General features: G+C 52.9%; 13 protein-coding genes, 1 other RNA gene and 1 pseudogene. 4 read left to right on the top strand and 11 right to left on the bottom strand.

Features of this window, described 5'->3' with window-relative positions; all coding sequences use genetic code 11:
- Positions 1-269: 269 nt before the first annotated feature.
- Genes C1725_RS05385 through C1725_RS05370 form a run of 4 tightly spaced genes read right to left on the bottom strand, consistent with a single transcriptional unit; the run spans position 270 to position 2,434 of the window.
- The gene (locus C1725_RS05385) at positions 270-584 is read right to left on the bottom strand and encodes a hypothetical protein (protein WP_102410637.1); all 315 of its coding nucleotides are present in this window, start codon (positions 582-584) and stop codon (positions 270-272) included.
- A gap of 1 nt (position 585) precedes the next feature.
- Positions 586-1,008, bottom strand: coding sequence for a hypothetical protein (locus tag C1725_RS05380; protein WP_102410636.1), 423 nt, complete (start codon positions 1,006-1,008; stop codon positions 586-588).
- Entirely contained in the window at positions 1,005-1,865 is an 861-nt protein-coding gene (locus C1725_RS05375; protein WP_102410635.1) for a DUF4367 domain-containing protein, read from the bottom strand. Before C1725_RS05375 ends, C1725_RS05380 begins: the two co-directional genes overlap by 4 nt.
- Positions 1,862-2,434 (bottom strand): sigma-70 family RNA polymerase sigma factor, encoded by a 573-nt coding sequence (locus C1725_RS05370; protein ID WP_102410634.1) that lies wholly within the window; start codon positions 2,432-2,434, stop codon positions 1,862-1,864. The genes C1725_RS05375 and C1725_RS05370 overlap by 4 nt, the downstream gene beginning before the upstream one ends.
- Positions 2,435-2,857: 423 nt before the next feature.
- Here C1725_RS05370 and C1725_RS05365 point away from each other — a divergent pair, with 423 nt between their 5' ends.
- Positions 2,858-3,205 (top strand): sporulation initiation factor Spo0A C-terminal domain-containing protein, encoded by a 348-nt coding sequence (locus C1725_RS05365; RefSeq protein ID WP_102410633.1) that lies wholly within the window; start codon positions 2,858-2,860, stop codon positions 3,203-3,205.
- Between the two features lie 95 nt (positions 3,206-3,300).
- On the opposite strand, the gene C1725_RS05360 is transcribed toward C1725_RS05365, so the two are convergent.
- The 5 genes from C1725_RS05360 to C1725_RS19605 all read right to left on the bottom strand — a co-directional run bounded on the left by C1725_RS05360 (position 3,301) and on the right by C1725_RS19605 (position 6,810).
- Positions 3,301-4,230 carry an IS3 family transposase gene (locus tag C1725_RS05360; protein WP_102410632.1) on the bottom strand — a complete coding sequence of 310 codons (930 nt, stop codon included), beginning with the start codon at positions 4,228-4,230 and terminating at the stop codon, positions 3,301-3,303.
- Between the two features lie 2 nt (positions 4,231-4,232).
- On the bottom strand, positions 4,233-4,535 hold the full coding sequence (locus tag C1725_RS05355) for a hypothetical protein (RefSeq protein WP_102410631.1): 303 nt from the start codon (positions 4,533-4,535) through the stop codon (positions 4,233-4,235).
- 171 nt (positions 4,536-4,706) lie between these two features.
- Positions 4,707-5,981 carry a P-loop NTPase family protein gene (locus C1725_RS18950; protein ID WP_146009163.1) on the bottom strand — a complete coding sequence of 425 codons (1,275 nt, stop codon included), beginning with the start codon at positions 5,979-5,981 and terminating at the stop codon, positions 4,707-4,709.
- A complete protein-coding gene (locus C1725_RS19610) occupies positions 5,981-6,496 on the bottom strand; it encodes a hypothetical protein (protein WP_428829572.1) in 516 nt (171 codons plus the stop codon). The genes C1725_RS18950 and C1725_RS19610 overlap by 1 nt, the downstream gene beginning before the upstream one ends.
- 35 nt (positions 6,497-6,531) lie before the next feature.
- Positions 6,532-6,810, bottom strand: coding sequence for a helix-turn-helix domain-containing protein (locus C1725_RS19605; RefSeq protein WP_428829571.1), 279 nt, complete (start codon positions 6,808-6,810; stop codon positions 6,532-6,534).
- A gap of 180 nt (positions 6,811-6,990) precedes the next feature.
- Between C1725_RS19605 and C1725_RS19225 the strand changes: the two are divergent.
- Positions 6,991-7,335 (top strand): annotated as a pseudogene (locus C1725_RS19225) (cysteine-rich VLP domain-containing protein); the annotation flags it as partial.
- 227 nt (positions 7,336-7,562) lie between these two features.
- On the opposite strand, the gene ssrA reads toward C1725_RS19225, so the two are convergent.
- Both ssrA and smpB read right to left on the bottom strand, forming a co-directional pair.
- Positions 7,563-7,906: a transfer-messenger RNA gene (gene ssrA / locus C1725_RS05340) on the bottom strand.
- 20 nt (positions 7,907-7,926) lie between these two features.
- On the bottom strand, positions 7,927-8,400 hold the full coding sequence (smpB, locus tag C1725_RS05335; protein WP_102410629.1) for an SsrA-binding protein SmpB: 474 nt from the start codon (positions 8,398-8,400) through the stop codon (positions 7,927-7,929).
- Between the two features lie 220 nt (positions 8,401-8,620).
- Between smpB and C1725_RS05330 the strand changes: the two genes are divergently transcribed.
- Positions 8,621-9,970 carry a TrkH family potassium uptake protein gene (locus C1725_RS05330; protein ID WP_102410628.1) on the top strand — a complete coding sequence of 450 codons (1,350 nt, stop codon included), beginning with the start codon at positions 8,621-8,623 and terminating at the stop codon, positions 9,968-9,970.
- 21 nt (positions 9,971-9,991) lie between these two features.
- Positions 9,992-10,642, top strand: coding sequence for an NAD-binding protein (locus C1725_RS05325; RefSeq protein WP_102410627.1), 651 nt, complete (start codon positions 9,992-9,994; stop codon positions 10,640-10,642).
- Positions 10,643-10,663: the final 21 nt, after the last annotated feature.

Below are 10,663 nucleotides of genomic sequence, written 5' to 3'. Positions count from 1 at the left end.
CGCCCTCTGGCCATCGACACAGTCGATGGCCTCGTGCAAAATGAAGATTCATTTTGCACGAATGTCACGGGTGATGTTTTCCTCCGCAAATGCTACGCATTTGACTACGGAAAACGCCCCGCCCGACCGGCAAAGCCGGTCGATACGATTCCATATGAAGGGGAAGCTTCCCCTTCATGCATCCCCTTTTACAAGACGATACTTTGTTGATAGTCTGAGGGCGGGGAAGCCTTAGCGCTCTCCCCCGCCCTTTCGTTTCTACCGGTCGTTTACGCGCAGATGCAGCTGTCCTCACAGACGATGAAGAGCCGGGGCCTCGCCCCAAGCAGGGCCTCGATGCGCCGCAGGTTGCGGGCGTCGTCCTCGCTTGGGCTCAGGTTTCCTTCGGGATGGTTGGAGACGAGCACCGCGCTCGTGCCCTCGGGCGCCGAGAGCGCCTCCGGCAGGCCGGCAAACGAATCGAACTGCTCAAAGCCTGCGGGTACGCCCCGCGCGTCCACCCAGACCACGGCGGAAACCTGCGTATAGATCCGGCCAAACAGCCAGACCGCGAACGACTCCACGTCTTTTGCTTTTATCTCCATATTAGTTGATCGCCTTTGCGCTGCTGGAGTAGTAGACCTGCGTCTTATACCCTTTACTGTTTTCGCATACAAACGTCGCTTTTACCCGATAGATTTCGCCCGCAACACCCTGGCAGGTACGGGTAAAAGTGTGTTCAATAGTGCTATGACCTACGCTGCCCGACTGTTCGTCCCCGACATTCTGGAATACGCCGTCCACCTTCTTCTGAAGCTGATACGTAGTTACACCAAGTGTACTGGACGTTTCCACGCCCGTCGTGCTGAAGCGCACGGACAGCTTGCCGCCCGCCTTAGGCGTGATGCCCACGGAATAAGAGGAGAAGTATTCGCTGGCGCGCGGCATAATCTCCGCTTCGGCAACCGCGGCAAACGTGAATGCGCCGGTCAAAACCACGGCGAGCAAAAGAGCAAGAATTCTTTTCATGATGATTCTCCTAACATTATTTTCGCAATTTCCAGCAGTCGATCCTCCGGGGCTTTTCCCCAGATGTCTACGTGGACTTCGTCTTGGCTCCAACGGACGGTATTGACCTCAAAATTCGGAGCGACTGCCAGCCGGACGCCGCCGATCCACGTTTCGGTGACCTCCAGCTCGTCGCTTTCATACAGATAATCGATGGACGAATCCTTTGAGCGCTGCCGAATGCCGCGGACGTATACCGTGTCGGAAGCTTCGCCGCCCAATGTGACCGTGTAGCTGCAAAATACACCGTCGTCGTTCATCGTCGCCGTTTCAAAGGCATACCGCTGAAACAGCCGCGCATAGCCTTCCGGGTAGATGTCCACCGCTTGCAGAAACGCTTCTGCGCTGTCAAAGGAAGCCACCGTGTTTTCCTCCTCTTCCAGCCAGACGCCCTCCGCTACCGCGGCCATCTCCGCCCCCTTGGACATGGACAGCGAATCCCCGGCGTTGCGGCTCTCGTAGGAAAACAGCTCGCTGAAAGCGGAAAAGAACTGCAAGACCGATTCGATCTGAAAGGCACGCGCCGCGCCGAGCGAGGCCCCGCCCACGAGCAGCAGGCAGGCCGCCGCCGCCGCCGTCCGGGCAATCCAGCGTCGGGCAGGCACGGCGCGCTTGCCGCGCACCCTGCGCTTGATCCGCCGAAGCATCCGCGCGCAGTCCCTGTCGGGGTTCTCGGGATAAAAACCCTGAATGGCCGCCTCGATGACGGATACGTCCATCTCGCCGACGTCCTTTTCCAGTTCCTCGTAAAGCTTTCGATCAGCCTCCTTCGCCAGTTCGAACTCGTTGTGCACATCCGGGTTCGTACTCGTACTCATGATTGAGAGCTCCCTTCACTTATATTATGTCGAATTACGCCGTTTTCGGACAGCTTATTAATATTTCCCCGCAACTTTTGATTCAGTCGCGAAATTCGTCTGGCGATGGTGTCCGTGCGCTTGCCCTCTTTCGCCGCGATCTGCGCGGGCGACAGGCCGCGGGCGTATACGTCCTGATAGAGCTCGTAGTCCTTTTCGGGGAGCTTGTCCACCGCCCGGCACAGCATGTCCCGGCAGGCGACGATCTCGTCGATCACCAGGTCGTCCGCGATGTCCTCGTAGCTTTCCAGCGGGACGCCTGCCTTTTGCCGGCTCTCCTTGTGATGGTAGTTCAAGAACGTCAGGAACACGGTTCGATAAACCCATGCCGCCTGATTCGGGTGCGTTCGTACCGTCTCCGCCTTGCGATATGCGACGAGAAAGAACTCCTGCGCAATGTCTTCCGCGTCCCGCGTCGGTCTGGAGGCCGATTGCAGCAGCCTGGCTGCGAGTGCCTTGACGTACGGGTATTTCTGATAGGCAAACTCGTCGAACCAACGAAGCGTATCCTTGCCCTGATGCGGCTCCATTTCATCGTTCCCCTGCTTTCGTATAAGATATATGGGATTATACAGCAGGACACAAAGGTAGGGCAAATGTTTCCTTACAGCCGCAGAGCATCTTTTTTCTCCTCGGCAAAAAATACTTCTTTTGGTATAAAACTATCATGATTTTACGTCTTTTATGAGCATGCGCGGACGGAAGAAGGTCAATGCCGGGAAGCCTTACGGGGAGACCGGCAGCCGCCGCACGGGAAGGAGCCACGCTCCACGAAAAAATCCCTTGCCGACGCTGCGCACGTCGTCGCAAACGGATCATTTCCCCTGGATACGGGCGCGCAGAGCCCCGCTTGGAAGAGATAGGTGACTTATCAGGACATATATCGACATAAATTAGCGTATACAGGAATTTTTCGACTATGCTAATGGCAATAAAATACGAAAGAGGGTGCCATGCATATGAGAAACTCCTACGCAACCGCCGTATCGCTCGGCGGCAACACCTCGAAATGCGGCTACAGCTATCTCGCCTCATCCGGTGAAATCATCGTAGGCCTGGGATACTTTCCGCGCAACGAGCTGAACGAAAAAGTTTACAAGCCGGTGGCGGCCATATACCGCACGAAGCCGCACCTGGTTGCCCGAGAAATCGCACGCGCCGTGGAAGAGATATGGGAACACGGCGACCGCGAAAGGCTGCGGGATGTGCTGGGGCACAAAATCATCGACAAGCCCACGCCTGCCGAGGTCATGCAGGCGCTGGCGAACTACATTGCGGAGGGCGAGAGGGTCATCATGTGATTTAAGTGAAGTCTTTTTGGATTTGCTTTGCTGCTCCTCGCCGGCGAAATCGTGTTATTCATGAGCCGGCAATAAGAAAAAGGCGGTGTTGCAGATTAAAAAAATCTGCGGCACCGCCTTTGGACTGTATCCGGTTGAACGGACAGGAAAATAAAAGGATATTGTAGAATTACGCAACCTAACGCGGCCTTGCACCTGATTTCATAGGGAGTAAGGCCGTATTTCAGGTTAATGCGTTCGAAGTTGTAGAAGTGGACATATTGTGCAACCAACTCCTCTACCTCTGCGCGAGTAGAATAATGGGCACGATAAAGGCATTCCGATTTAAGCGTTCCGAAGAAATTCTCCATAGCGGCATTGTCGTATGGACATCCGGGACTGGACATAGAGGGTTGAAAGTGATATTCTTTGCTTAGGTCGAAGTATGCATCGGAGGTGTATTGAGACCCTTGGTCACTGGGGAGTGCGAGTCCATCGGTGACCTTCTCTGTTATCATAGCGTCTCGGATCGTCTGAGTAACCAGCGATGCGGCCATGTCGCCACCCATGCGATAGGCCAACACCATTCGACCACAAAGGTCAATCACCGCACACATATACAGCATTCCCTGTGGTGTGGGGATATAGGTGATATCTGTTGACCAGAAACGATTGGGTTGTTGCTGTTCAAAGGCACGCTGCAATAGGTTTGGGTATTTGTACACGTTTTGCTGATGTTGAGTATATCTTCTTTGCCGCCGAATCTGTGCAAGCAGATTGGTCTTGCGCATGACGCGCAGAAGTGCTTTCAGATTTACATTTTTTCTTTTCTTCCGCTGGATCCAGAGACGAACACGGCGGATGCCGTAGGTCTGGTTGCACTGCTGTTGACATTCCACAATCAGATCGACCAACCACTGATCTTTCGGCGTCTTTTCTTGCTTTTTACGCCAGGCATAATACCCACTTCGGGAAACTTCAAATACTTCACACATTGTGACGATAGGATAAATGTTGCGAAAACGTTCTATAACTCGATATTTCAATTTCACCTCCTTCCAACTTCTAACAGAAAATTTCGCAGCAGTTCCACCTGCATACGCAGTTTTACCAATTCATTATTCTGCTGGATTTCCCCGTTCTCCGGCATTTTACGCGGACGGCCTTTAAGGCGAGGTACATCGCCCTGTGCGATTAATCGTTCTCTACGGTTTTCTCGATTGACTAGTTGCTCAACCTGTTTCTTTGTTAGCCCAAGGCTGGCTCCGATTTCACGATTCGTTTCGCCCGTGATTTTCCGCTCGCGTATTGTTTCAATAAGGCCTTGTACCTTCGTGTATTTTTGCCTCATACAATAAACCTCCTGTCGTAGTTTGCTTCTTACATTCTACAACAGGAGGTCTCTTATTTCATTGTCCGTTTATCGGGATACAGTCCAACGGAGACTTGTGGACAAAAACCACAAATCCCCGTTTGCTTTCACAAGGGGCGGGAGGGTATATGAACCCCTCGTCCTACATCCTTAATTAGGATTTGCCCATTTTAGGTAAAAAGCAAAAAATGGGTCTGTAATAGTGAGTAAGTTATCTTCCTTTTGCCAGTCAATGACTGGGGTTGATGAACTATCAGAATAGGAAATCCTCGCAATCTTATCTAAAACCCTAGTGACTTCATTTTTCTGAGGTGGCGCTTCATCAAGTATATTTTTTATGTTATTTCGTAGTTCCTCATACCTAATGCTCTCAACGCCAGGTTTAATATTTTTCAAACTTTCCATTACCACTCCATATATATCTGTTTTAGTCCCTGTTTTCAATAATCTCTGCTTTCTATCTGATCTTGCTCTGGGACCACGTTTTAACTTATCAAACATTGGTCTTCCAGAATTATCCGCCAAGTTATGATAAATATTAACCATATCAAAGTCTACAGGAATTGACATTTCGGGGATGCAGGCTTCTAATATTTCAAAGTGTTTGCATAGCGTATTACAAAATTCTTGCATTAAAAAAGGGCTACCATAGGCGGCATCTGCCATCCCTGAAATAATTTCATCTGGCACAATAATATTAAGCTTCTCGAATCCTACTGTGGCAATATCCATAAGTTCGCGTTTTTCCCAAGTTGGCATACTTATTGTACTTATACGACCTGTCATTTCGCGTTCGACTTCAACAGTATCGTATTTCCTATTTGGTATTGCAATAAATATTACTGGAAGCCCATGCATAATAGGAGACTTGACAGCTCTTACTATATTTTTTTGTAGCCGCTTATCAAGATAGTGAAAATCATCCACAATGAGAGGTATTCTTTCCTGCTGTAAATCACGTAAAGCAACAATTTTATTGCTAGATGTTCTACGTTTTATATGTACTGTCTCATTTACAGATGTATGGTTAGTGTGAATATTGGACTTCCCTTTAACAACAGCAATGCTTCCCTCTATACCGCCATCCGCTCCGTTTTCAATAGCTGAACTTTCGCTTTCTTGATCTTCTAATTCGGTAAATTCTTTTAATTGCTCAACTATCAGTTCCCAAAATGAATTTTCGTCATTTACTGTCCCACAATCAATCCAAACAGAATTATCTCTTGGAAAGATTTTATCTACAAGAACCGTTTTCCCTGTTTTAGTCGGGCCAGTAATCACAAGTAGTTTCGATAAATTATCGTCCACTTCTCGAACCCGCTCTTCTAGCTTATGATTTTTACGAGGATTATAAGTTATGCGCGGAAACCCTCCAGCAACAAAGACATCATTAGTTCTTAAACGCTTTTTAATTTTTTTTAACATTACGCTGTCCCTCCTATTTTTCTATCGCTTTTTCTCCCGATTTTTTCCGGAACTTTTAGCTTCTTAGATTTTTGCAGCACCCGTATCAACACCTCAAATTCAACTTCGGTCAACTTGGTGTAGTCGATGCTCAACCGCCTGCAATATAAAATCGCTTGCCGCTTTTGAGAAGTACCCTCAATACTGGAAACGAACTCTATGTCTCTTTTCCATTCCTCAACAAAATCATCTTCCGGGGCGTTGGTGCTGTCACCTCTGTGGGCTTCCTTTATATCTGCAATAATGTCGTCTATATCGCTATGGACGATATTAGTAAAATACTCGTCCTTGTTGATGTGCGAATCGTTAAAAATACGCAAGTGACGGTCGTTATCGCCGGGATTGTATTTCTTCTCAAGCATACCTTTCGCCAGATTAACATATGCGTTTAGGTTTTTTAGCTGCATAGCGGCAATACCGTCCACATAAATTTCAATATCTGTCAGCAGCTTTACAAAATCCTTGTGTGCTGCCATCTCACAGAGCAAGCGGGTATTGATATGCCCGTTTTTTAAAGTTCAATCATATCGTCACTCAAATGCAGGTCTGCAAGATCGGCGTTTGAGTGACTTTTAATTTCCGTCATTCCCAGCCGGTAATCAGTAGACACACCATAGAATTTTGCCAGCGTCACAATGCTGGTGTGGCTAACATCTTTGTATTCATCTGTTTCGTACTGGCCTAAAGCGGAGCGGGATATGCCTGTCTGCTCCGCAAGCTGTTCAAGGTTCAGCCCCCGGCTTGTCCGCAAGTCCTTTAGTTTCTCCTGTATGGCCAAAGCCACATTCATTCGCACCACCTCTTTCCGTCCTTCATTATACCACAATCTTTTCCATAAACGTGGAAATTTTTATTTTTCAGCCCGATTTCCAACCTTATGGATATACGGGATAGGCGAGCAAAAAAGTATACACTTAATTTATCGGCCGATGGGAAACACCAACATGGAGGACAGGCAATGGCAAAACAAATGGCACCGGGGCAGCGGCGCAAAGCCAACGCCCTGATACGGAAAACCTGATTCAACTACGATAATGGCAACTGCATTGCCCTTGACGATGGGGAGGAATGTGTCTGCGTCCAGAGCATTTCCTATTCCCTTATCTGCAAGTGGTTTGTAAACACTGTACTTCCTGCGGACAAAGCGTTGCACGCCGAAATTATGGGCGAAGTAGTGAACCGCTGCGCCGTCTGCGGGGCGGCGGTTGTTCCCAACTCCAACCGGGCGAAATACTGCAAAAGCTGCGCCCGCAAGGTACATAGGTGGCAAAAGAACGAAAGTGATCGCCGTAAACGGACACAGTCGGACAAATTAGAATTCTTTGCCCGGTTCCTCGTACCGGAAATACGCAAGTTTTACGAGAGCGAACAGGGGCAAAAGGAATTTGCCGAGCGGCAGGAACAACAAAACGAACATAAGGCAGAATGACAAAAAGAGCGATTAAGGCACAAAACCTTGACCGCTCTTTTCTGTTGGTCTTACAGCCACACCGTTACGGCAAAGCCGCCTTTGAAAAAGTAGGTGTTCGTGTAATGTCCATTTGGTGGAGGTGAGGAGAATCGAACTCCTGTCCGAAAACCCTTCAAAGAGATTTTCTCCGAGCGCAGCCTATAATTTAGGATTCCCCCCGCCGCACGCCCATAGGCAGGCTTGCGGCCTCGGTAGCTTCATCATGTGAATCTCGCGGCAAAGCTTAGGCGGATTCATTGCCCGTCAATTGACGCCGGATTCCAAGGGGACGGGGCCCCTGGGCCGACGCGCGGCATTAAGCCGCGAAAGCGTATTCGCTATTGTCAGTTAATGTTTAATTCCCCGTTTTAACGTGGCCAGGGTCCACGGCTCGCTTACCTCATCTCCAGATCCCCGTCGAAACCAGTACACCCCCATGAAAAAGGATTTTGAATTTCACTCGCCGCGCCCGTTGTTTTTGAGCGCGCGGTCGATGTCGCGCTTCGCGTCGCGCTGCGCCATGTCGTCACGCTTGTCATGCAGCTTCTTGCCGCGGCAGAGCCCCAGCTCCATCTTCATGCGCCCGTCCTTGAGATAGACGGAAAGCGGCACCAGCGTGTAGCCCTGGCGCTGCACCAGCCCTGCCAGGCGGCGAATCTCCGCCCTGTGCATCAGCAGCTTCTTGGGCCTGAGCGGGTCGGTGTTGAAGATGTTCCCCTGCTCGTAGGGGCTGATGTGCATGCCGCTGACGATCATTTCCCCGTCCTTCACGGCGGCGAAGCTCTCCTTGAGATTGACGCGCCCCTGACGCATGGACTTGACCTCCGTGCCGTGCAGCGCGATGCCGCACTCGAAGGCCTCCTCCACGAAGTACTCGTGGCGCGCCTTGCGGTTCTGCGCGACGGGCTTGATGCCCTTCTGACGTGCCATCCGGGCACCTCCCTTCAAATCCGGTATCCATTATAACATACCCCGGCGGAAAAATGCACCCCTTTTTTGCATCCAGGCGGCATATCCGGCGTCGAATCCCCCGGGCGCTGCATTTTCCTAAAGGTTTTCGGGCATTTTTCTTCAAAGGTCTTGCGTTTTGGGACGGACGCGAATACAATGCTACATGTCTATTTTTAAGACCTGAAAGGAATTTTTCGCGATGTTTCGTTTCAAGCGACTCCAACTGAGCTATCAGCAGATGATCGCGCTGGGCTTTCTGGGGTTGATCCTGCTGGGCGCCGTGCTGCTCATGCTGCCGTTCTCCTCCCGCTCCTTCTCCTGGACCGATCCCCTCAGCGCGCTGTTCACGGCGACGAGCGCCGTGTGCGTCACGGGCCTCGTGGTTCTGGACACGGCGACGCACTGGTCCGTCTTCGGCCAGCTCGTGCTGTTGGTGCTCATCCAGATCGGCGGCCTCGGACTCATGACCGTGGCGACGCTCTTCTCCTTCGCCCTGCGGCGCAAGATCGGACTGGCGGAGCGCAGCCTCCTTCAGGAGAGCGTCGCGAGCCTTTCCATCGGCGGCGTGGTACGCCTTACCCGGCGCATCCTGCTGGGCACGCTGATCTTCGAGGGCGCGGGCGCGCTGCTGCTCTCCCTGCGCTTCGTGCCGCGCTACGGGCTGCTGTCCGGCGTGTACATGAGCATCTTCCACGCGATTTCCGCCTTTTGCAACGCGGGCTTCGACCTGCTGGGCCGCCCGGACGCGCTCTACATCTCCCTGACGGAGTACGTCTCCGACCCGCTCGTCACCCTTACGATCAGCGCGCTCATCCTCATCGGCGGCCTCGGCTTCATCGTCTGGGACGACCTGGCCAAGCATCGGCTGCACTGGCGGCGCTACTTCCTGCACACGAAGATCGTGCTGATCTCCACCGCCGCGCTGGTTCTTTTGCCGACCGTGCTCTTCCTCATCATGGAGCGCACGGACACCATGCAGGGCATGGGCGTGGGGGAAAGCCTGCTGGCCAGCCTGTTCTCCGCCATCACGCCGCGCACCGCGGGCTTTAACACGGTGGATACCGCGCTGCTGGGCGACGGGTCCAAGCTGCTGACGATGGTGCTCATGTTCATCGGCGGCAGTCCCGGGTCCACGGCGGGCGGCATCAAGACGACGACGATGGCCGTGCTGCTGCTTTCCGCCGCCGCGACGCTGCGCCATACGCACGACACCAGCGTGCTGGGCCGCAGGCTCGATCAGGACGTGGTGCACAGGGCGTCCTCGGTCGCGACGGTTTACCTGGGCATGGTCGTCGCGGCGACGCTGCTGATCTGCATGCTCCAGCCGGAGCTGCTGCTGCCGGACGTGCTCTTTGAGGTCTTCTCCGCGGTGGATACGGTCGGCATGTCGACCGGCATCACCCGCGCGCTCTCCCCCGTCTCCCGCCTGGTCGTCATGGTGCTGATGTACTGCGGGCGCGTCGGCAGCCTGACGTTCGCGCTCATCTTTACCGAGCGCAGGCGCCCCCCGGCGGTGCAGCAGCCGGTGGAAAAGATACTCGTGGGTTAACCCCGAAAGGATGAGGAAAAGATGAAATCGATATTGGTCATCGGCATGGGGCGCTTTGGGCGCCACCTGAGCCGTAAGCTGATGGAGCTTGGCAATGAAGTCATGGTCGTGGACGAGGACGAAGAGATCATCTCCGAGCTCATGCACGACGTCACCAGCGCGCAGATCGGCGACTGCACCAAGGAAGAGGTGCTCCGCTCGCTGGGCGTGACGAACTTCGACCTCTGCTTCGTCTGCATCGGGTCGGACTTTCAGGCGAGCCTGGAGGTCACCGCGCTGCTCAAGGAGCTGGGCGCGCGCCGCGTGCTCGCCAAGGCGAGCCGGGACATCCACGCGAAGTTCCTACTGCGAAACGGCGCGGACGAGGTCGTCTACCCGGAGCGCGACATGGCCGAACGCCTGGCGGTTCGGGTGAGCGCGAACAACGTGTTCGACTACATCGAGCTGACGCCCGAATTTTCCATCTACGAGATCCCGCCGATGGACGCGTGGCTGGGCAAGACCATCGTGCAGTGCAACGTGCGCACGAAGTACCACATCTCCATCCTCGCCGTCAAGCAAAACGGCGAGACGACCCTGCTTCCCCCCGCGGATCACCTGTTCACCCCCAGCGAGCATCTGATGGTGATCGGCAAGCACGAGGACATTCAGCGGGTATTGAAGAGGATATAACGAAAGCGCCCCCGGCGGTAC

The sequence above is a fragment of the Beduinella massiliensis genome (assembly GCF_900199405.1).
In the GTDB taxonomy this organism is placed as follows: domain Bacteria; phylum Bacillota; class Clostridia; order Christensenellales; family Aristaeellaceae; genus Beduinella; species Beduinella massiliensis.
This window is presented reverse-complemented; position numbering and strand designations above follow the sequence as displayed.